This is a genomic window from Cupriavidus sp. FW305-46 (assembly GCF_058787075.1).
The window spans coordinates 21,586-42,851 of sequence record NZ_JBYSZI010000038.1 but is presented as its reverse complement, the minus strand read 5'-3'; the positions used below and the strand labels follow the sequence as shown (position 1 = coordinate 42,851).

Below are 21,266 nucleotides of genomic sequence, written 5' to 3'. Positions count from 1 at the left end.
GGCAGCCTGGCGCAGGCTCAGGCAGCCCACCGGTCACACGCCTTGCGCACCGTTTCACGCTGGCTGCGCGCATCGGCATCGACCTGGCGCAGCCACTCGGCGTCGCCGTCGCGGCGCTCGGCCAGCGCGCGGATATTGGCCAGCGCCTCCAGCGAGCCGAGTGCCTCGGCGTGCGGCACCAGCGCGTCGCAGATCGACAGGATGTGGTCGGCGATCGGCATGCGCGTCAGTTCGTTGGGATGCACGTACTCCCCCTCCAGCCCGAAACGGCAGGCCTGGAAGCGGTTGAAGGTGTACACCAGGTAATCGTCTTCCTGCGGCATGAAGGGGCGCGACAGCAGCAGGTAGCGCGCCAGCATCTGGATATAGGCGGCGATATCGCAGGCGCGCTGCACCGTCAGCGGCGTGTCCATCACGCGGACCTCGATGGTGCCGAACTCCGGCTTGGGCCGGATATCCCAGTAGAAGTCCTTCATGCTCTCGATCACGCCGGTATTGCGCATCTTCTCGAAATACGCGGTGAAGGCGTCCCACGTCAGCAGGAACGGCGCCCGCCCGCTCATCGGGAAGGCCGCGACCGAATTCAGCCGCGCCGAGGCAAAGCCGGTATCCACGCCCTGCACATAGGGCGAGGATGCCGCCAGCGCCACAAAGTGCGGCACATAGCGGCCGATGGCATGCAGCAGGAACAGCGATTCGTCGGCGCTGGGGCAGCCGATATGCACGTGCTGGCCGAACACGGTGAACTGCTTGGCCAGGTAGCCGTACAGCTCTGAGATGTACTGGTAGCGCGGCGAATCCGAGATGGTGCGGTCGGCCCACTGCTGGAACGGGTGGGTGCCGCCGCCGGCAATGCCCAGGTTCAGCGAGCGCGAGGCCGCCACCATCAGGTCGCGCATCACGGTCAGCTCTTCCAGCGCCTGCTGGTAGCTGTGGCAGATCCCGGTGCTGATCTCGATCATCGACGGGCTGATCTCCGGCTTGATGTCGCCGGCATGCTCGGCGCCCTTGAGCGCGCGCAGCAGGTCGGGCGCGAACGGGGCCAGGTCATAGTCATGCCGGTTGACCAGCTGCAGCTCCAGCTCCACGCCGAAGGTCAGCGCCTCTGAGTGCTTGAACGTTTCGAGCGACATCAGCGCCCTCCTCCATTGGCCCGGATGTCGACGCGGACTTCGCCTGCGTAGCGCAGCGCCCAGGCCGCGATCACCGGACCGAAAAGTTGTTCGATGGCCAGCGCACACAGGATGATGGCCGCCAGCGGCTGGCCGGTACCGGGGTAGAGCCGCGCCACGTCATGCATCAGCAGGTAGGCCAGGCCCGACATCGGCGCCAGCGCCAGCCCCAGCGCCATGCACTGGCGCAGGCTCAGGCCCGAGAACGAGCCCAGCGACACCACGCCGGCCAGCTTGGCCACATGGCGCAGCGCCACCAGCGCGATGGCGTAGACGCCGCCCACGGCCCAGTCCTGTGCCGTCAGCGGCAGGCCCAGCGACACCACCATCACGATGATCAGCAGGCTGCCGGCGCTGCCGAAATGCGGCGGCCACACATGCGGCTGGTTGTCCTGGTGCTTGAACACGACACCGGCCAGCATCAGCGTCAGCGGCATCGACAATTTTAGTACCCGCGTCAGCGCCAGCGTGAACAGCACCAGGCCCACCAGCACCAGGAAGCTGTAGTGGTCGTCGGCCGACATGCGGTCATAGATGGCATGGCCGAGCTTGCCCACCACCCACGCCAGCAGGCACGAGCCCACCAGCAGGTACAGCGGATGCAGCAGCGCCGCGCCCAGGTTGCCGTATTCCGAATGCAGCCAGCCGGTGGCGACCTGCACGATGGCGGCGGCGTAGATGCTGTTGAGCGCGGCCATCGCCATCAGGCGCTCGGTGACCTGGCCGTCGGCGCGCAACTCATTCTTGAGCTGCAGCACGATGGTGGGCGAGGTGCTGACCGCGATGCCGCCGGCCAGGATCGCCACGCCGGGCGAGGCGCCGATCCATTGCAGCACCGCCGCCACCAGGCCCCAGGTCAGCAGGCTTTCAAAGGCACTGGTCAGCAGCAGCCAGCGGTTGGCACGCAGCCAGGTCAGCGAGAGGCGATGCCCGAGTTCGAACAAGGCCAGCGCCAGCGCCATATCGATCAGGATACGGGTCTGGTTGATCATGTTCTCGTCGACGATGCCGCGCCCCAGCATGCCGGCGCAAAGCCCCGCCGCGGCATACCCGACGATGCGCGGGCAGCGCAGCCAGCGCCGGCTCAGTTCACCGGCCAGGCCGGCGCCGACCAGCGCCAGCCCGACCCAGAACAGGCCGCCGGGCGCGAGCGGGAGGCTTGGAAAAAGTTGGCTCAGTCCATTCATGGCGACATGGTAATGTAAGCACTTCACAATCCATGTCAGTGATTGTCCGACACCGCACAAAACACGCGCACAACTTCTGTCATCTGCTCGTAAAAAACGCCATCTCCAGATGGCGTTTTTTACATCCCTTACATGTTCAGACCGTTCGCCGGACCGGAGCGACGTTTCAGACGCCCCAGACTTTCCACATCGGCCGGGTTGCCTTGAGCGCGGCCTCCACCTGCGCGCACAAAGTGCGCGTCGAGCCCTGCGCGGCCCCGCGGGCACGGGCCTTTTCGAAATACCCCAGCGCGGTTTCACGCTGGTCCAGGCCAAGCGCCGACTGCACCGCGCGCAGGTACACCTCTGCATCCCAGTCGTCACGCACGGCGAAGGCGGCGACAAAGTCAGCCAGCGCGGCATCGTGGCGCCGCGCTGCGTGGTGGACCAGCCCGCGCTGCACGCGCGGGCCGGCCTGGTCCAGCGGATCGCCCTCGGTCAGCGCCACGGCCTGTTCGAACAGCGGCAGCGCGCGCTCGGGCTCGCCCGCGTCGCGCCAGACCTGGCCGAAGCGGCTGTACAGCCAGGCGTCCTCGACCAGCAGCGCGCGGCGCTGCTGGGCCTCGATCTCGGCCAGGGCATCGGTGCGGTCGTGCTCGTCCATGCCGGCCACCTGCGCCTGCAGCAGCGCGGCAAAGTGCGCGCGCGCATGCGCCATCGGGTGCGCGGCCTCGCTGCGGGCTTCCACCGGCAGCGCGTCCAGCCGGGCATCCATATGCATCATCGCTGCACGGGCGGCCTCGGTCGGCTCGGCGCCGCCCATGGCCTTCCAGGCCGCGATCATGCGGCTGAAGGCCCAGGTCACGTCGGCCGGGTTGCGCTCCAGCGGGTAGCGGTTGAGCACCTCGCCGGCCAGCTCGGCCACTTTCTGGTGCTGGCCGGCGTCGGCGTGGCAGTCGAGCAGGTCGATCCAGTGATCGATGAACTCGCTGGCGGCCATGCCCTGCTGGTGCAGCGCGATGCGCGCGTCCACGTGCGCGGCGTCGGCCGGCAGGCTGCGCGACAGCAGCCGGCACAGCAGCGAATAGACATGCGGGTCGGCATTGCCGCCGTGCGCCGCGGCATCGCCCTGGCCGGTGGCGAAATACTGGTCGAAGCGCGCCACGCCGGCACGGCCGGCCTGCACCAGCACCGGCCGCAGCGCGGCCTCGGCGGCCGGCACCTCGTCGATGAACTCGCCCAGCGCCATGGCGGCGCGGTAGTAGCCGGCACCGTCGTCGGACTGGTCGGTCAGCGTGAAGCGCAGCCACGGCTCGCGATCGGCCGGCTGGGTGCTGTCGGCGCGCTGCGCCAGCTGGTGGCGCCAGGCCAGTTCGCGTACCTGGCTCTGCGGGTCGGGCACCTGGCGCAGGTAGACCGCCAGGTCGTCCAGTGCCCCCTGGACGTCGCCCACGCCGTGGCGCAGCGGTGCACGCAGGCGGCGCGCCTCGGGGTGGTCAGGGTGCTCGGCCAGCACACGGGCGGCCTGGTCGGCGGCCACGGCGTCACCGGCTGCGGGATCGAGCTCCAGCAGATGCGGGTTGTCCAGGGCCACGCGGCCCAGGCAGACGCGCATCAGGGGCTCCACCGGCACGCCAGCGGCCTCGGCCCGGGCGATGTAGTCCGTCACCAGCGGTGCGATGTCATCTGCGCCCAGGTCGGGATTGCGGACCATCAGGTCATGCCAGTAGCGTGCCGCGGCGGCCATGTCGCCCATGCGCAGGGCGGCCAGGCCGGCGTGGAAATGCGCGGCCCATTCGCCCGTCAGCAGGCCGCTGCGCTGCGCGGCCTCATGCAGCCACGGGCGCGCCTCGGCATCGCGGCCCAGGCTCATGAGCATGGCGCCGTAGCGGTGCGCGATCACCCCGCGCGAGGCCCGGCGGTGCGGCGGCTGCAGCGGCAGCGTGTCAAGCCGCGCCAGCGCCTCGTCCAGCACCGCCAGCGCGGCGTTGGCGTCACCGTTGTCAAAGTGCAGCCGCGCCCGCAGCGTGACGAAATCAACCACCTCGGGGCGGGCCTGCGACAGCTGGTCGGCAATCTGCAGGGCTTCGGTGAAGCGCCCCTGGTTGGCTAGCCCGATGGCGTGGTCGTAGCTGGCTTCCTGCTCGGACACGTACTGCTCCTATGGATTGAAAAAATGTGCGAGTGCGGGATTATGCGCCAATGGGGGAGATACGGAATTGTTTGGGAGGCTTGCCGCCAAGCGCCCAAAAGAAAAAACGCCACCCAAAGGCAGCGTTCTCCCATAGCCAAAACCAGCCAGCAGCTTACTTCCCGCCAACCGTCTCCAGCACCGTCCACTTGCCGCCAACCACCTTATAGACAGTGATACCACCATCCTTCAGGTCGCCGCGCGCGTCATACGCCAGCGTCTTGGTGGTCACGCCCTGCATATTGGTAGCAGCCAGCACCGGCAGGTAGCGCGCCGGGTCGGTCGAGCCGGCCTTGACCATGGCCGACATCATCGCGGTGGCGCCATCGTAGGCGTACGGCGAGTAGGTCTGCACCTTCGAGCCAAAGCGCTTCTCGTACTTCTTCTCATACGTGGAGCCGCCAGGCATCTGGTCCAGCGGCAGGCCGGCCAGCGACACCACGGTGCCTTCGGCGGCCGGGCCGGCGAGCTTCAGGAAGTTGTCGGTCTTGGACATTTCGCCCGACACCAGCGGGGCCTTCATGCCAAGTTCCTTGACCTGCTTGGCCATCGGCGCGGACTGGGTCTCGGCGCCGCCGTAGAAGATGATGTCCGGGTTGCTGCGCTTGATGTTGGTCAGCACGGCCTTGAAGTCCACCGCCTTGTCGTTGGTGAACTCGCGGCGCACGATCTTGCCGCCGGCAGCCTTGGCGGCCTTCTCGAACTCGTCGGCCAGGCCCTGGCCGTAGGCGGTGCGGTCATCGACGATGGCGATGTTCTTCGCGCCCAGCTTCTTCACCACGAAGGCGCCGATCACCGAACCCTGCTGGGTGTCGGAGGTCATCATGCGGAAGGTGGTCTTGAAGCCTTGCTTGGTGTATTCCGGCGCGGTCGCCATGGCGATCTGCGGAATGCCGGCGCGGTTGTAGACCATCGACGCCGGGATGGTGGTGCCCGAGTTGAAGTGGCCAAGCATGCCCTGGATGCCGTTATCCACCAGCTTCTGCGCCACCACCGAGCCAGTCTTCGGATCGGCCTGGTCGTCTTCGGAGACCAGCACGAACTTGACTTCCTTGCCGCCGATCTTGGGCTTGGTGGCGTTCATGTCCTCGATCGCGAGGACGATGCCGTTCTGCATGTCCTTGCCGTACTGCGCCTGGCCGCCGGTCATCGGGCCGGCAAAGCCCAGCTTGATTTCCTGGGCCTGCGCGAACGCGGCGGAGGCGGCGGTCAGGCCAGCCAGGGTCAGGGCAACGGTCATTGCCGTCTTGTGGAATGTCGAGCTCATCAGATCTCCTTGGGTCCCAAATGGTGCCGATGTGGTGCCGTTGCCGGCAGTTATAGCGGTGCAGCCTGGCAGTGCCGCACCTTGCTTCAATACGCAACGGGGCGGGATCGCCGCCACCGCTGCGTGCTTCGACATGACGAGGTCCGAGGGTTGCCTCAGCCGATCGTCATCAAACTGGCATTGCCGCCCGCGGCTGCAGTGTTGACCGAAAGCGAGCGCTCGATCAACAGACGGTCGAGCGCGATATTCGGTTCACCTTGCGCCAGGCCCTGCACGCCGATGATCGGACCGGGGCGCACCGCCACCTGCTCGCACACCGTGCGCAGCTGGTCGGAATCTCCGTGGTGCAGCACCGCATCGATAGCGATGTCCGCCGCGGTCCAGTCGGCCACCATGCGGACGCGCGATTGTACGCCCTTAGGCAGGCGCGCAAACAGCCCCCGGCTGACAGGGTTTTCCGGCCATACGGCGTCTGCGCCGACGGTCAGCACGGCGCCCAGCTGCAGCGCCAGGTCGGCCTCCTGCGTGGCCAGGCACAACACGTGCTCGCGCGGCAGCAGGGTGTAAGTGTTGCGCTCGCCGGTGGGGCCGGGCAGCGTCACGGTCAGGCCCGAGGGCGAGGCCTCGGCCAGGCGCTCGCAGGCGGCGGCTGCCGCCGGCAGCTCGGCACTGGCCCAGGCCTGGAAGGCCGCTGCGGCCTCGTCGCGCAGCGTGGCCGCCTCGGCGCCGCCGCCTGCTTCCGATGCGCGCACGCTGCGTACCACCGCATCCTGCGGGCAGACCGACAGCAGGCGGTGCAGGTACAGCGGGCCGCCCGCCTTCGGGCCGGTGCCCGACAGGCCTTCGCCGCCAAAGGGCTGCACGCCCACCACGGCGCCGACGATATTGCGGTTGACATACAGGTTGCCCACATGGGCACGGCTGACAATGTGCGAGATGGTCTCGTCGATGCGGGTATGGATGCCCAGCGTCAGGCCATAGCCGGTGGCGTTGATCTGGCTGACCATGGTGTCCAGCGCCGCGCGCGGGAAGCGCACCACGTGCAGCACCGGGCCGAACACCTCGCGCTTGAGTTCCTCGATGCTGTCCAGTTCGATCAGCGTCGGCGGCACGAAGGTGCCGTTGCGGCAGCTGGCGCCCTGCGCGGCGTTGGGGTCGGCCTGGTGGACACGGCGGCCCTTGGCGCGCATGGCATCGACATGGCGCACGATATTGCCGCGCGCTTCGTCGTCGATCACCGGGCCGACGTCGGTCGAGAGCCGGTCCGGGTTGGCCATGTTCAGTTCCTGCATGGCGCCCTTGAGCATTTCCAGCACGCGGTCGGCGACGTCTTCCTGCAGGCACAGCACGCGCAGCGCCGAGCAGCGCTGGCCGGCCGAATCGAAAGCGGAGCTGAGGACATCGCCCACCACCTGTTCAGCCAGCGCCGACGAGTCGACGATCATCGCGTTCTGTCCGCCGGTCTCCGCGATCAGCGGGATCGGGCGGCCGGCGGCGTCGAGGCGGCCGGCGACGTTGCGCTGCAGGATGCGCGCGACTTCGGTCGAGCCGGTGAACATCACCCCCTTGACGCGGGCATCGCCGACCAGCGCGGCGCCCACGGTCTCGCCGCGGCCCGGCAGCAGCTGCACCGCGCCGGCCGGAACGCCGGCTTCGCGCAGCAGGCGCACGGCGGCGGCGGCGATCAGCGGGGTCTGCTCGGCGGGCTTGGCCAGCACCGGGTTGCCGGCGGCCAGCGCCGCGGCCACCTGGCCGGTGAAGATCGCCAGCGGGAAGTTCCACGGGCTGATGCAGACCACCGGGCCCAGCGGGCGGTGGGTCTCGTTGTCGAAGCTGCGGCGCACCTCGGCGGCGTAGTAGCGCAGGAAGTCCACGGCTTCGCGCACTTCGGCGATGGCGTTGGAGAAAGTCTTGCCGGCCTCGCGCATGATGATGCCCATCAGCGACTGCATCTGGGCTTCCATCAGGTCGGCGGCGCGCTCCAGCGCGGCCGCGCGCACGTCCGGCGGCGTCGCCTGCCAGATCGGCGCAGCGTTGATGGCGGCCTGCAGCGCGGCGTCGACCTCGGCCTGGCCGGCCTCGGTGACATGGCCCACCACATCGCGGTGGTCGGCCGGGTTCAGCACCGGCGTGGTGATGGCGTCGGCTGCGCGCGGTACCTCGGCGCCGAGCAGCGGCTCGGCCACGAAGCGCTCGCTGGTGCCTGCCAGCAGCGCCGACGACAGCGACGCCAGGCGATGCTCGTTCGCGAGATCGATGCCGGCCGAATTGGGGCGGCTCTTGCCGTACAGCGTGCGCGGCGACGGGATGCGCGGGTGCGGCAGGCCCAGCACGCCTTCTTCGCGGTGCATGGCCTCGACCACGGCGACCGGGTCGGCCACCAGCTCGTCCAGCGAGATGGTGTCGTCGGCGATGCGGTTCACGAACGAGGTATTGGCGCCGTTCTCCAGCAGGCGGCGCACCAGGTAGGCCAGCAGCGTTTCATGCGTGCCGACCGGCGCGTAGATGCGGCACGGGCGGTTGAACTTGCCGTCCGCGGTGGCGCCAACCACCTGGTCGTACAGCGGCTCGCCCATGCCGTGCAGGCACTGGAACTCATACTGGCCGGGATAGTAGCTGTGGCCGGCGATCTGGTAGATGGCCGACAGCGTATGCGCATTGTGCGTGGCGAACTGCGGGTAGATCGCGTCCGGCACCGACAGCAGCTTGCGCGCGCAGGCGATGTACGACACGTCGGTGTAGACCTTGCGCGTGTAGACCGGGTAGCCCTCCAGCCCGTCGACCTGGGCGCGCTTGATCTCGCTGTCCCAGTAGGCGCCCTTGACCAGGCGGATCATCAGGCGGTGGCGGCTGCGGCGGGCCAGGTCGATCAGGTAGTCGATCACGAACGGGCAGCGCTTCTGGTAGCCCTGCACCACGAAGCCGATGCCGTTCCAGCCGGCCAGCTCGGGCTCGAAGCACAGACGCTCCAGCAGGTCCAGCGAGATCTCCAGGCGGTCGGCTTCCTCGGCGTCGATATTGATGCCGATGTCGTACTGGCGTGCCAGCAGCGTCAGCGACTTCAGGCGCTCGTACAGCTCGCCCACCACGCGCTCATGCTGCGCGCGGCTGTAGCGCGGGTGCAGCGCCGACAGCTTGATCGAGATGCCCGGGCCCTCATAGATGCCGCGCCCGCGCGAGGCCTGGCCGATGGCATGGATGGCCTGCTCGTACGAGGCCAGGTAGCGCTGCGCGTCGGCCTCGGTCATGGCGGCCTCGCCCAGCATGTCGTAGGAGTAGCGGAAGCCTTCGGCCTCGTACTTGCGCGCGTTGGCCAGCGCCTCGGAAATGGTCTCGCCGGTGACGAACTGCTCGCCCATCAGGCGCATCGCCATGTCCACGCCTTTGCGGATCAGCGGCTCACCGCCCTTGCCGATGATGCGCGTGAGCGCCTTGGTCAGGCCCGATTCAGTATGGGTGGCGACCAGCTTGCCGGTCAGCAGCAGGCCCCAGGTGGCGGCGTTGACGAACAGCGACGGGCTCTGGCCCAGGTGCGACTGCCAGTTGGCGCCGCTGATCTTGTCGCGGATCAGCGCGTCGCGGGTGGCCTTGTCGGGGATGCGCAGCAGGGCCTCGGCCAGGCACATCAGCGCCACGCCCTCCTGCGACGACAGCGAGAATTCCTGGATCAGGCCCTGCACCAGGCCCTCGCGGCCGCTGCCGACCTTCTGCTCGCGCAGCCGCGTGGCCAGGGTCTTGGCCATCTTGATGGCGGCCTCGCCTTGCTGCTGCGGCAGGCGCGCCTGCTCCAGCAGCACCGGTACGCAATCGGCTTCCGGGCGGCGATAGGCAGAGGTAATGGCAGCACGCAGCACCGATTGCGGCTGGATGCTTTGGGCGAACTCCAGGAATGGCTGCGGCGCATCGCCATGGACCAGCTCGGCTCCGTCGGCGCCATCCGCGTCGGCGCTACCGGCGGCGCCGGTCTCGTGCGGCAGGTGGCCGCGCTCGATCTGCTCGAGGTAGGTGAAGATAGCCTGCTTGATCAGCCAGTGCGGCGTGCGGTCGATGGATTGGGCAACGCGCTTGAGGCGGTCGCGCGAGGCGTCGTCGAGCTTGACGCCGAGAGTGGTGGTGGCCATGCGGGCATTTCTCCGAAAGACTGGAGCCGCCGCCGGTGCTACCTCGTCCATGCCGGCAGGCACGGGCGCGCGACCGGCCGCAGCCTGTGAGCTGGCGCGATCTTACTCCCGAAAATCACCAAGGTGCAACCAAGTGCAACCCTATCGAAAACCCTAATATCAGGGTTGCACCTTTCACTGCCACGCCAGCTGGCTCAGATCCGCAACGGATCGATCTCAAGCTGCCAGCGCACCCCTTTTGCCTCCGTCCCCACATCTGCGAAAGTCTGCACCCACTCAGCCACAAAGCGTTGCAGCACCGGCCGCGAGGTGGCCTCAACCAGCATCTGCGCACGCTCCCGGTTGAAGATGCGCACCATCGACATCGGCACCGGATCGTGCAGTTGCACCTCGGCCGCCAGCTCGCAGGTTTTAGCATGCCGGCGCGCCACTTCCAGGAACCGCAGCGCGCGCTCCAGTTGGCCGTGGTCGGCAGTTACCAGCACCTGGTAGCAGAACGGGGGCAACCCGGCCTGGCGCCGCTCGCGCAACTGGCTGGCCGCGAATCCATCATAGTCGTGGCGCGTCAGCGCCTGCAATGCCGGGGTGTCCGGGTAGCGCGTCTGGATCAGCACCTCGCCGGGCAGGCCGGCCCGCCCTGCCCGGCCGGCGACCTGCATCAGCGAGGCGAACAGGTGCTCGGCGGCGCGGAAGTCGTGGCTGAACATGGCCGCGTCCGGATGGACGATGCCGACCAGGGTCACGCGCTGGAAGTCGTGCCCCTTGGCCACCATCTGCGTGCCCACCAGGATGTCGACTTCACCGGCATGGACCTCGTCGAACATGGCCTGCGCGCTGCCCTTGCGGCGCGTGGAATCTGCGTCGATGCGGGCGATGCGGGCCTGCGGGAAGCGGGTCGCCAATGCCTCTTCGATACGCTGCGTGCCGCGCCCCAGCGGCGCGATGTCGACGTTGCCGCAGTCCGGGCAGTGGTGCGGCACCGGCGCCTCCAGGCCACAGTGGTGGCAGCGCAGGCGCCGCTCGGGGCGGTGCAGCACCAGGTAGGCCGAGCAGCGCGCGCAGCCCGACAGCCAGCCGCAGCTGTCACAGGCAACCACCGGCGCGTAGCCGCGGCGGTTCAGGAACAGCAGGCTCTGCTCGCCGCGCGCCAGGCGCGCGTCGATGGCTTCCAGCAGCGGCACCGACAAGCCTTCGAACAGCGCGCGCTGGCGCTGGCGCTCGTGGTTCAGGTCGACCAGGCGCACCGTCGGCAGGGTCGCTTCGGCCTGGGCGCGCTCGCGCAGCACCAGCTTGCGGTAAGTGCCCTGCCCGGCCCGCCACCAGGTCTCCATCGACGGCGTGGCCGAACCCAGCACCACGGCAATGCCGCGCTGCTTGGCGCGCCACACCGCCAGGTCGCGCGCGGAGTAGCGCAGCCCTTCCTGCTGCTTGTAGGAAGTGTCGTGTTCCTCGTCGACCACGATCAGCGCCAGCGCCGGCAGCGAGGCCATCACCGCCATGCGCGTGCCCAGCACGATGCGGGCCTCGCCGCGGTGCGCGGCCAGCCACTGCAGGCTGCGCTCCTGGTCAGCCAGGCCGCTGTGCAGCACCGCCAGCGGCAGGTGCGGGAAGCGTGCGGCGATGCGGGCCTGCAGTTGCGGGGTCAGGTTGATTTCAGGCACAAGCATCAGCACCTGGGCCTGGGGATCGCGTTCGAGCAGCGCCTGCATCGCATGCAGGTAGACCTCGGTCTTGCCGCTGCCGGTCACCCCGTGCAGCAGGAACGGCGCGAAGCCCTCGGCCTCGGCAATCGCCTGCACCGCGGCGCGCTGCTCGTCGTGGAGCGGCGGCGCGGCCGATGGCGGCTGTGCGGGGTCGGTCGGCAGCAGGGGGCGCGCGGTGCGGCTGGCCTCGACCCAGCCGGCGGCCTGCCATTCGGCCAGCCGGGCAGGTGCCGCCGCGCACAGCACGCGGGCGTCGGCCAGCGTCAGCGGCTCGGCCGCGGCGGCGCGCTCGGCCAGCGCCTGCACCAGCGCGCGCACGCTGCGTGCGCGTGGCGGCACGGCAGCCAGCAAGGCCTCTGCATGCCCGGGCAGCAGGCGGTATTCGTCGGTGCGGGCACGCTGGGCCAGGCCTGGCCAGCCCTCGGGCTCGCGCAAGGCCGGCGGCAAGGCCGGCAGCATCACTTCGCCCAGGCGGCGCTGGTAGTAGCGCGCGGCAAAGGCGGCCAACCCGATCCAGTCGGGCTGCAGCGGCGGCAGCCAGTCCAGGCGCTGCGCCACCGGGCGCAGCCGGTCGGCGGGCACATCGGAGCTGTCGGCGTACGCCACCGCCACGCCGACCATGCTGCGGCGGCCGAACGGCACCACCACCAGGTCACCCGGGGCGACCTCTGGCCTGGCGAGATAGTCGAAGCAGTCGTCGGCGGGGGTGTCCAGCGCGACCCTTATGACTGGCTGCGCGGCGGCTGACGGCATCACGGCGCCCATCGCCGTGCTGCCCCCGACCAGCGGAAGCGCGCCGCTAGCTGGCGCCATGCGGCCCTTCCTGGTGCACCGCCTTTGCGCAACCTTTGTGCAACGGGCGCCTGGCGCAATAAGAGTGGAAATCTAGTGTGCGGCGCAACATCAACTTAAAGTAAAACTTCAAATGTGGCCCTAAGTCGATGATAGATGACTGGTTTTCCACTAATTCCACCGCCCCTGTGGATAACTTTGTTGAAAAGTCGCACTGGCTGGCCGGGAAGCCCCGCGAAACAAGGGATCCACCGGCATCGGGCCTTCCTTTGCAATTCTTCCAAATCCTTAAAAATCAAGGGCTTGCAAACATCCCCCGGATAGGTTAGGGAATAACCCTGTCCCGCACTGCGGCAAACCTATCGGTGTGCATAAGTCAAGTACCGCCAGTCAAGTCCGAGCACCTTTTTGGCGAATGCTGGCGAAAAAGTTAACTTGACAGGGTCCGGCGGCGCGGCTCCCGCAGCACTGGGTACGGCGGCGCGCCGGTGCGCTGCAGCGCAGGGCACCGCAGCAGCAGCCAGACCGGCCGCATACTGTCATCGTCACTTCTGCTCGGCGCGCAGCTTGCGGCTGTGGCGATGCACTTCCTCCACCAGCACCGAGACGTTCTCCGGCGGCGTGAACTGCGAGATGCCGTGGCCCAGGTTGAACACGTGGCCATCACTGCCCCCGGCGGCGGCATAGCTGTCCAGCACGCCGCGCACCTGCTCGCGGATCGCGGCCTCAGGGGCGAACAGCACGGTCGGGTCGATATTGCCCTGCAGCGCCACGCGCCCGCCGGTGCGACGGCGCGCTTCGGCCAGGTTGACGGTCCAGTCCAGCCCGATCGCGTCGGCGCCGGTGTCAGCCAGCGCCTCGAGCCACAGGCCGCCGCCCTTGGTAAAGACGATCGCGGGCACCTGCTGCCCATCGTGCTCGCGCTTCAGGCCGGCCAGCACCCGGCGCATATAGGCCAGCGAGAATGCCTGGTACATGCCGTCGGCAAGCGCCCCGCCCCAGGTGTCGAAAATCATCACGGCCTGCGCGCCGGCTTCGATCTGGGCATTCAGGTATGCCGTCACCGCCTGGGCGTTGATCTCGAGAATGCGGTGCATCAGGTCCGGGCGGCCGTACATCATCGCCTTGACCGTGCGGAAGTCGTCCGAGCCGCCGCCTTCGACCATGTAGCAGGCCAGCGTCCAGGGGCTGCCGGAGAAGCCGATCAGCGGCACGCGCTGGCGGCCGTCCTGGACCAGTGCGCGGCGGATCTCGCTTACCGCGTCAAAGACATACTGCAGCGACGCCATGTCCGGCACGGCCAGTTTCTGCACGTCGGCTTCGGTGCGCAGCGGATGGGCAAAGCGCGGGCCCTCGCCCTGCGCGAACGACAGGCCCAGGCCCATCGCGTCGGGCACGGTCAGGATGTCGGAAAAGAGAATCGCCGCGTCCAGCGGATAGCGGTCCAGCGGCTGCAGTGTCACTTCCGTGGCGTAGGCCGGGTTCTTGGCCAGCCCGAGGAAGCTGCCGGCGCGGGCGCGCGTGGCGTTGTACTCGGGCAGGTAGCGGCCCGCCTGGCGCATCAGCCACAGCGGCGTGTAGTCGGTCGGCTGGCGGCGCAGCGCGCGCAGGAAGGTATCGTTCTGCAGTGCGGTCATGGTCATCCTCGTAAGACCGCCATTCTAAGGGATGGCTGCGGCTGGATGCCGCTCAGACGTCGTCGATCATCCCGGCGAAGGCCGCTGCGGCACGCCGCATCCATTCGCGCGCGCGTTCGGCATCGGGCTGCAACCGTGCGAAGCCGTGGGTCATGCCACTGGCCTCGATGGTGACCACCGGGGCGTCGTGGCGCACCAGGAAGTCGGCATAGGCCAGGCCGTCGTCGCGCAGCACGTCGTGCGCGGCCACCATCAGCACGGTAGCGGGCGGGCGCACCGGCGGCGCGGCCATCAGGTGCACGCGGGGGTCGGGGTGGGCGGCGCCCTGCGCCAGGGCCTCGGCGCCGATGAACTGGGTCCAGAACCAGGCCATCTCATCACGCGTCAGGCCGGGACCGTCGGCAAAGGCGCGGTAGCTTTCGGTGCTGAGCACTGGTGCCGTCACCGGATAGACCAGCAGCTGCGCATCGACCTGCACCGCGCCGCCGCCGTTGAGCTGCTGCGCTGCCTGCGCCGCCAGGTGGCCGCCGGCGCTGTCGCCCGCCACGGCCAGGAAATCGGTCGCCAGCCCGAGTGCCTGGCGTTGGCCGGCGAACCACTGCACCGCCTCGGCAGCATCGTCGCAGGGAGCCGGGAACGCGTGCTCGGGAGCGAGGCGGTAGTCGACGCTGGCCACCGCGCAGCCCGTGTCGGCCGCGAGCAACGCTGCAACCGTATGGTGCGTCTGCGGCGAGCCAATCACCCAGCCGCCACCGTGGAAGTAGACCACCAGCCGCGGCGCGGTCTCGCCGGCCGGGCGGAACAGCCTGGCGTCCAGCGAGCGGCCGGGGAGTGCAAGCTCCAGGTCCTGCACTGTGATGCCTGGCGGATCCGGCAACAGCGACGCCGCCGCGATCTCGGCAAAACGGGCCCGCTGCGCGGGAATGTCGGCCGGCGCGGGCGCATTGGCGTAGCGCCCCGCCAGGCGGCGGTAATAGGCAAGCAGTTGCGGATCGATGGCCATGATTGGCGGCTGAAGGGAAAGCGAAAAGTAGAAGCGGCGCCTGACGGGAATCAGTCCAGCCCGAGCTGGCGCGTCAGCTCGACCTTGCTGCAGCAATCCTGCACCGCCAGCAGGCCGGCATCAGAAGCACGGCGCACGGCCTGGTCGTTGACGATGCCCAACTGCAGCCAGACCCCCTGCGCGCCAATGGCGATGGCCTCATCGACCACGCCCGGCGTTTCCTCGGCACGGCGGAAGATGTCGACCCACGCGATGGGGCTGCCTGCCGCCGTGGCCGCGTCGGCGGCTTCGCGCAGCGTGGCGTGGCAGGTCTCGCCCAGAATGCGCTCGCCGGCGTGGCGCGGATTGACCGGCACGATCCGGAAGCCGTGGTCCTGCAGGAATTCTGCAACCTCATGGCTTGGACGCTCCGGGCGGTCGGACAGGCCGACCACGGCCACGGTCTTCCTCGCCAGCATGGCTTGTATGGCTTGCTGCATTTCAGGACGCATTGCATCTCCGGGTGGACAAGGGCCCGCGGACATGCAAAAACGCAACGCGAAGGCCACAGGCGTCCTGAATCGTAACCGGAATTGTCACGCAGAGATTGGTGGGGGAACGAACACGGAAATCGTGGCGTTAAAGATAAGACAACGGCATGTTTTATCGGCTAACGTGACGTGAACGCGTGAAAATATGCCGAACACGCCAGATCCTGATGCGTCAAGCTTTCAACTTCTTGCAAAACGATACATTTTGTTACTGCCATGCCGGGGAGTTTCCCCCACAATACATTGACACACCCGGTGTCCGGCGTGTGGCGCCCCGGTAAATAAGGCTGTGCAGACTTAAAGGGGTGTGGTGAAGAAAGCCTTTTTAAAGCGTTTCTGGCAGTAACCCGATTTTCCGATCCAGCAGATCGCCGCTGGACCGGAGCACCAGGCAGACCTTTGCAGCGCGTGGCCTTTGCGGCCTCTGGTCGGATATTGGATATCCGTTGCGCCTTGATTGTCGACCTGGACCGAACCCGTTCCTTCGAATTGACCCCTCGAAGGGATTTTCCCGTCCGCGCGGAGCCTCCCCGGCCCGCGCGCTTTTTTTTGTCCAGGCGGGATAAAAGCATATCGCCACGCCAAAGAAAAAGGCAGCCGCATGGCTGCCTTTTTTCATTGTCGCGCCAGAAAAACAACAGCGCGACAAGCCACTAATTGCTTACTTCTTACGACGCAGGCGGGCGATGGCAGCCAGTTGGGCAGCCGCCACGGCGAGCTCGCTCTGAGCGCGTGCCAGATCCAGATCGCTGCTCTGGTTCTGCATCAGCTCTTCGGCAGCACGCTTGGCTTCCTGCGCCTTGGCTTCGTCCAGGTCGCCACCGCGGATAGCGGTGTCGGCCAGCACCGTGACGTGCTTGGGCTGGACTTCGAGAATGCCGCCGGCAACGAACACGAACTCTTCGCTGCCGTCTTCCTTCTCGATCCGCACCGCACCCGGCTGGATGCGCGTGATCAGCGGCGTGTGGCCCGGCAGAATGCCCAGCTCACCCGACTCGCCCGGCAGCGCAACGAACTTCGCCTGGCCGGAGAAGATCGACGCTTCCGCGCTGACGACGTCTACAAGAATGGTTGCCATATCAGATCCTTTCTCCAATCGCTTCGCTCAGACGGCCGGACGCGCAAGGCGGCCGGCCATCACTCCCACCGCCAGGCGGGAGTGACGAGCAAGGCTTACTGGAGCTTCTTGGCCTTTTCGAAGGCTTCGTCGATCGAGCCGACCATGTAGAACGCCTGCTCGGGCAGGTGATCGCACTCGCCGTCCACCAGCATCTTGAAGCCGCGGATGGTTTCCTTCAGCGGCACGTACTTGCCCGGCGAACCCGTGAACACTTCCGCCACGTGGAACGGCTGCGACAGGAAACGCTGGATCTTACGGGCGCGGTTCACGGCCAGCTTGTCTTCCGGCGACAGTTCGTCCATGCCCAGAATCGCGATGATGTCGCGCAGTTCCTTGTAGCGCTGCAGGGTCTGCTGAACACGGCGGGCCACTTCGTAGTGTTCCGTGCCGACGACCTGCGGGTCGAGCTGGCGCGAGGTCGAATCCAGCGGATCCACTGCCGGGTAGATACCCAGCGCAGCGATGTCACGCGACAGCACCACGGTCGAGTCCAGGTGCAGGAAGGTGGTTGCCGGCGACGGGTCGGTCAAGTCATCCGCAGGCACGTACACGGCCTGGATCGACGTGATCGAGCCGGTCTTGGTCGACGTGATACGTTCCTGCAGCTTGCCCATTTCTTCAGCCAGCGTCGGCTGGTAGCCCACGGCCGAAGGCATACGGCCCAGCAGTGCGGACACTTCGGTACCGGCCAGCGTGTAGCGGTAGATGTTGTCCACGAAGAACAGGATGTCACGGCCTTCGTCACGGAAGCGCTCGGCCATGGTCAGGCCGGTCAGCGCCACGCGCAGACGGTTGCCCGGCGGCTCGTTCATCTGGCCGAACACCATGGCCACCTTGTCGAGCACGTTCGAGTCCTTCATTTCGTGGTAGAAGTCGTTCCCTTCACGGGTACGCTCGCCCACGCCGGCGAACACCGACAGACCGCTGTGCTGCTTGGCGATGTTGTTGATGAGCTCCATCATGTTGACGGTCTTGCCCACGCCGGCGCCACCGAACAGGCCCACCTTGCCGCCCTTTGCGAACGGGCAGACCAGGTCAATCACCTTGATGCCGGTTTCCAGCAGGTCAACCGACGGCGACAGTTCGTCGAACTTCGGGGCCTTCTGGTGAATCGCGCGCAGCTCGTCCGAAGCGATCGGGCCGGCTTCGTCGATCGGGCGACCCAGCACGTCCATGATGCGGCCCAGCGTGCCGTGACCGACCGGCACCGAAATCGGGGCGCCGGTGCTCTTCACTTCCATGCCGCGGCGCAGACCGTCCGACGAGCCCAGGGCGATGGTACGCACCACGCCGTCACCGAGCTGTTGCTGGACTTCGAAGGTCAGGCCCTTTTCGGCGAACGAGGCGTCGCCGGAGTCTTCCAGCACGAGCGCGTCGTACACCTTCGGCATTGCGTCACGGGGGAACTCGATGTCCACCACGGCGCCAATACACTGCACAATATTTCCGATACTCATTTCGTATCTCCGATAGCTTGAATTCGTGACGCCTTAGACCGCAGCTGCGCCGCTGACGATTTCCGACAGTTCCTTGGTAATCGCGGCCTGACGGGTCTTGTTGTAGACCAGTTGCAGTTCGCCGATCACGTTCTTGGCGTTGTCGGACGCAGCCTTCATGGCCACCATGCGCGCCGATTGCTCGGACGCCATGTTCTCGGCCACGGCCTGGTACACCAGCGCCTCGACGTAGCGGACGAGCAGCTCTTCCACTACGGTCTGGGCGTCGGGCTCGTAGATGTAATCCCACGAGTAGGCGCGCTTCTCTTCTTCGGTCTGAACCAGCTTGTCGGCGGCGAGCGGCAGCAGCTGCTCGACCATCGGTTCCTGCTTCATCGTATTGATGAACTTGGTGTACGCCAGGTACACCGCGTCGACCTCACCATTGGTGAAGGCATCGAGCTGGACCTTGATCGCGCCGATCAGCTTTTCCAGATGCGGGGTGTCACCGAGGTGCACCACGTGCGAGATCACCTTGGCACCGACGCGGCCCAGGAACTGCATGCCCTTGGTGCCGATGGCGGTGGCTTGCACGTCCACGCCGCGGCCCTGCAGGGTCTTCAGTTCATTGGTGACGGCACGCAACACGTTCGTGTTCAGGCCGCCGCACAGCCCCTTGTCGGTCGTGACCACGATCATGCCGACGCGCTTGACTTCGCGTTCCTGCATGAACGGGTGCTTGAACTCGGGGTTGGCCGTAGCCAGGTGCGCGGCAATGTTGCGCACCTTCTCGGCGTAGGGACGGGCACTGCGCATCCGCTCCTGCGCCTTGCGCATCTTGGACGCGGCGACCATCTCCATCGCCTTGGTGATCTTGCGCGTGTTCTGCACGCTCTTGATCTTGGTTCGAATCTCTTTCGTTCCGGCCATATCTTCCTCTCCATCCGAACCAGCGCCGCGCCGGCGTGAGCCAGGCGCGGCGGCGGTGTCGTGGAATCACGCGGTTAGAACGCGGCGGACTTCTTGAAATCCTCGACAGCGGCACGCAGGGCGGCTTCATCTTCCTTCGAGAGCTGCTTGGTCTCTTCGATGCGGTTGATGAGATCTGCGTACTTGGTCTTCAGATGGTCGTGCAGGCCCTTCTCGAACGGCAGAATGTCCTTCACTTCCACGTTGTCGAGGAAGCCGTTGTTGGCGGCGAACAGCGACGCGGCCAGCTGCCACACTTGCAGCGGCTGGTATTGCGGCTGCTTGAGCAGTTCGGTCACGCGGCGGCCGCGCTCGAGCTGCTTGCGGGTGGCATCGTCCAGGTCCGAGGCGAACTGCGCGAACGCAGCCAGCTCACGATACTGGGCCAGGTCGGTACGGATACCGCCGGACAGGTTCTTCACCACCTTGGTCTGGGCTGCACCACCGACACGCGACACCGAGATACCGGCATTGATAGCGGGGCGGATACCAGCGTTGAACAGGTCGGTTTCCAGGAAGATCTGGCCGTCCGTGATCGAGATCACGTTGGTCGGCACGAACGCGGACACGTCGCCGGCCTGCGTTTCGATCACCGGCAGCGCGGTCAGCGAACCGGTCTTGCCCTTGACGGCGCCGTTGGTGAACTTCTCGACGTAGTCGGCGTTCACGCGGGCAGCACGCTCCAGCAGGCGCGAGTGCAGGTAGAACACGTCGCCCGGGTAGGCTTCGCGGCCCGGCGGGCGGCGCAGCAGCAGCGACACCTGGCGGTAGGCCCAGGCTTGCTTGGTCAGGTCGTCATAGACGATCAGCGCGTCTTCGCCGCGGTCGCGGAAGTACTCGCCCATGGTGCAGCCGGCGTACGGTGCCAGGTACTGCATGGCGGCCGAGTCCGAAGCGGCGGCGGCCACGACGACGGTGTATTCCATCGCGCCGTGCTCTTCCAGCTTGCGCACCACGTTGGCGATCGTCGAAGCCTTCTGGCCGACTGCCACGTACACGCAGAAGACGCCCTTGCCCTTCTGGTTGATGATGGCGTCGACAGCGACAGCGGTCTTGCCGGTCTGGCGGTCGCCAATGATCAGCTCACGCTGGCCACGGCCGATCGGCACCATCGCGTCGATCGACTTCAGGCCGGTCTGCACCGGCTGGCTCACCGACTGACGCGCGATCACGCCCGGGGCGACCTTCTCGATCACGTCCGTTTCCTTGGCGTTGATCGGGCCCTTGCCGTCGATCGGCTGGCCCAGCGTGTTGACCACGCGGCCCAGCAGTTCCTTGCCCACCGGCACTTCCAGAATGCGGCCGGTGCACTTCACCGTGTCGCCTTCGGAAATATGTTCGTACTCACCCAGCACCACGGCGCCGACCGAGTCGCGCTCGAGGTTCAGCGCGAGGCCGAAGGTGTTGCCGGGAAATTCCAGCATCTCGCCCTGCATCACGCCGGACAGGCCATGCACGCGGCAGATGCCATCGGTCACGGAGATCACCGTGCCGGTATTGCGCACTTCAGCTTCAGCGCCAAGGCCCGAGATGCGGGACTTGATCAGCTCGCTGATTTCTGAGGGGTTCAGTTGCATCACAATGCTCCTAATTCTTCAATCCGTCGGCCGGTGCGGTCAGGCGGTCAGCGTGGCTTGCATGGCAGCCAGGCGCGAACGCACGGAGGTGTCGAGCACTTCGTCGCCGACCTTGACGCTCACGCCGCCGATCAGGGACGGGTCCACCGCCACCTGCGCGTACAGCTTGCGGCCGAACTTGCGTTCGAGTGCAGCGACCAGGTCGTTCAACTGCGAACCTTCCAGCGGGAATGCGCTGGTGATCTCGACATCCGACGACCCTTCGCGGGCGTTCTTGAGCACATGGAACTGCTCGGCGATTTCCGGCATCACCGTCAGGCGGCCGTTATCCACCAGCAGCTTGACGAAGCGGCGAGCCTCGTCATTCAGCGGGGACTTCAGCACCGACAGGAACAGTTCGGCCAGCTTGTCGCCGGGAACGTTCGGATCGCCGGCTACCGCCTTCATGTCGGGATTGGCAGCAACCTGCCCCATCTCCGACACCAGCTCGGACCATGCACCCAGGTTGCCTGCGCTCGATTCACTGGCGACGCGGAACAGCGCCTCAGCGTAGGGACGGGCAATGGTTGCGGTTTCAGCCAT

General features: G+C 67.1%; 14 protein-coding genes. All 14 read right to left on the bottom strand.

Features of this window, described 5'->3' with window-relative positions; genetic code table 11:
- Positions 1 to 17 precede the first annotated feature (17 nt).
- On the bottom strand, positions 18 to 1,133 hold the full coding sequence (locus tag AC3WON_RS19045; RefSeq protein ID WP_492320111.1) for a YbdK family carboxylate-amine ligase: 1,116 nt from the start codon (positions 1,131 to 1,133) through the stop codon (positions 18 to 20).
- On the bottom strand, positions 1,133 to 2,359 hold the full coding sequence (locus AC3WON_RS19040) for a cation:proton antiporter (protein ID WP_492352489.1): 1,227 nt from the start codon (positions 2,357 to 2,359) through the stop codon (positions 1,133 to 1,135). Before AC3WON_RS19040 ends, AC3WON_RS19045 begins: the two co-directional genes overlap by 1 nt.
- A gap of 166 nt (positions 2,360 to 2,525) precedes the next feature.
- Positions 2,526 to 4,490, bottom strand: a complete 1,965-nt coding sequence (locus AC3WON_RS19035) for a hypothetical protein (RefSeq protein ID WP_492352488.1) — start codon at positions 4,488 to 4,490, stop codon at positions 2,526 to 2,528.
- A 154-nt stretch (positions 4,491 to 4,644) separates the two neighbouring features.
- Entirely contained in the window at positions 4,645 to 5,796 is a 1,152-nt protein-coding gene (locus tag AC3WON_RS19030; protein WP_010812179.1) for a branched-chain amino acid ABC transporter substrate-binding protein, read from the bottom strand.
- 155 nt (positions 5,797 to 5,951) lie between these two features.
- Positions 5,952 to 9,917, bottom strand: coding sequence for a trifunctional transcriptional regulator/proline dehydrogenase/L-glutamate gamma-semialdehyde dehydrogenase (putA, locus tag AC3WON_RS19025; protein ID WP_492320113.1), 3,966 nt, complete (start codon positions 9,915 to 9,917; stop codon positions 5,952 to 5,954).
- Positions 9,918 to 10,111: 194 nt separating this feature from the next.
- On the bottom strand, positions 10,112 to 12,433 hold the full coding sequence (locus AC3WON_RS19020; protein WP_492352487.1) for a primosomal protein N': 2,322 nt from the start codon (positions 12,431 to 12,433) through the stop codon (positions 10,112 to 10,114).
- A 524-nt stretch (positions 12,434 to 12,957) separates the two neighbouring features.
- Positions 12,958 to 14,049: a uroporphyrinogen decarboxylase gene (hemE, locus tag AC3WON_RS19015; protein WP_492320115.1), complete on the bottom strand. Its 1,092-nt coding sequence runs from the start codon at positions 14,047 to 14,049 to the stop codon at positions 12,958 to 12,960.
- 52 nt (positions 14,050 to 14,101) lie between these two features.
- Positions 14,102 to 15,052: an alpha/beta hydrolase gene (locus AC3WON_RS19010; protein WP_492352486.1), complete on the bottom strand. Its 951-nt coding sequence runs from the start codon at positions 15,050 to 15,052 to the stop codon at positions 14,102 to 14,104.
- Between the two features lie 50 nt (positions 15,053 to 15,102).
- Entirely contained in the window at positions 15,103 to 15,543 is a 441-nt protein-coding gene (locus AC3WON_RS19005; RefSeq protein ID WP_492352485.1) for a CoA-binding protein, read from the bottom strand.
- A 700-nt stretch (positions 15,544 to 16,243) separates the two neighbouring features.
- Positions 16,244 to 16,660, bottom strand: a complete 417-nt coding sequence (locus tag AC3WON_RS19000; protein ID WP_010811262.1) for a F0F1 ATP synthase subunit epsilon — start codon at positions 16,658 to 16,660, stop codon at positions 16,244 to 16,246.
- A gap of 95 nt (positions 16,661 to 16,755) precedes the next feature.
- Positions 16,756 to 18,159 (bottom strand): F0F1 ATP synthase subunit beta, encoded by a 1,404-nt coding sequence (gene atpD / locus AC3WON_RS18995; protein WP_010811263.1) that lies wholly within the window; start codon positions 18,157 to 18,159, stop codon positions 16,756 to 16,758.
- A 33-nt stretch (positions 18,160 to 18,192) separates the two neighbouring features.
- Complete coding sequence (gene atpG / locus AC3WON_RS18990) at positions 18,193 to 19,068, bottom strand: F0F1 ATP synthase subunit gamma (RefSeq protein ID WP_010811264.1); 876 nt, start codon at positions 19,066 to 19,068, stop codon at positions 18,193 to 18,195.
- A 74-nt stretch (positions 19,069 to 19,142) separates the two neighbouring features.
- Positions 19,143 to 20,684 (bottom strand): F0F1 ATP synthase subunit alpha, encoded by a 1,542-nt coding sequence (atpA, locus tag AC3WON_RS18985; protein ID WP_010811265.1) that lies wholly within the window; start codon positions 20,682 to 20,684, stop codon positions 19,143 to 19,145.
- Between the two features lie 39 nt (positions 20,685 to 20,723).
- Positions 20,724 to 21,266 (bottom strand): F0F1 ATP synthase subunit delta, encoded by a 543-nt coding sequence (locus AC3WON_RS18980; RefSeq protein ID WP_010811266.1) that lies wholly within the window; start codon positions 21,264 to 21,266, stop codon positions 20,724 to 20,726.

What these genes read in the sequence shown, in the direction of transcription:
- AC3WON_RS19045 (WP_492320111.1), bottom strand. Translation starts at nt 1,133, where the DNA reads ATGTCGCTCGAAACGTTCAAGCACTCAGAGGCGCTGACCTTCGGCGTG.
- AC3WON_RS19040 (WP_492352489.1), bottom strand. Translation starts at nt 2,359, where the DNA reads ATGAATGGACTGAGCCAACTTTTTCCAAGCCTCCCGCTCGCGCCCGGC.
- AC3WON_RS19030 (WP_010812179.1), bottom strand. Translation starts at nt 5,796, where the DNA reads ATGAGCTCGACATTCCACAAGACGGCAATGACCGTTGCCCTGACCCTG.
- putA (WP_492320113.1), bottom strand. Translation starts at nt 9,917, where the DNA reads ATGGCCACCACCACTCTCGGCGTCAAGCTCGACGACGCCTCGCGCGAC.
- AC3WON_RS19020 (WP_492352487.1), bottom strand. Translation starts at nt 12,433, where the DNA reads ATGGCGCCAGCTAGCGGCGCGCTTCCGCTGGTCGGGGGCAGCACGGCG.
- hemE (WP_492320115.1), bottom strand. Translation starts at nt 14,049, where the DNA reads ATGACCGCACTGCAGAACGATACCTTCCTGCGCGCGCTGCGCCGCCAG.
- AC3WON_RS19010 (WP_492352486.1), bottom strand. Translation starts at nt 15,052, where the DNA reads ATGGCCATCGATCCGCAACTGCTTGCCTATTACCGCCGCCTGGCGGGG.
- AC3WON_RS19005 (WP_492352485.1), bottom strand. Translation starts at nt 15,543, where the DNA reads ATGCGTCCTGAAATGCAGCAAGCCATACAAGCCATGCTGGCGAGGAAG.
- AC3WON_RS19000 (WP_010811262.1), bottom strand. Translation starts at nt 16,660, where the DNA reads ATGGCAACCATTCTTGTAGACGTCGTCAGCGCGGAAGCGTCGATCTTC.
- atpD (WP_010811263.1), bottom strand. Translation starts at nt 18,159, where the DNA reads ATGAGTATCGGAAATATTGTGCAGTGTATTGGCGCCGTGGTGGACATC.
- atpG (WP_010811264.1), bottom strand. Translation starts at nt 19,068, where the DNA reads ATGGCCGGAACGAAAGAGATTCGAACCAAGATCAAGAGCGTGCAGAAC.
- atpA (WP_010811265.1), bottom strand. Translation starts at nt 20,684, where the DNA reads ATGCAACTGAACCCCTCAGAAATCAGCGAGCTGATCAAGTCCCGCATC.
- AC3WON_RS18980 (WP_010811266.1), bottom strand. Translation starts at nt 21,266, where the DNA reads ATGGCTGAAACCGCAACCATTGCCCGTCCCTACGCTGAGGCGCTGTTC.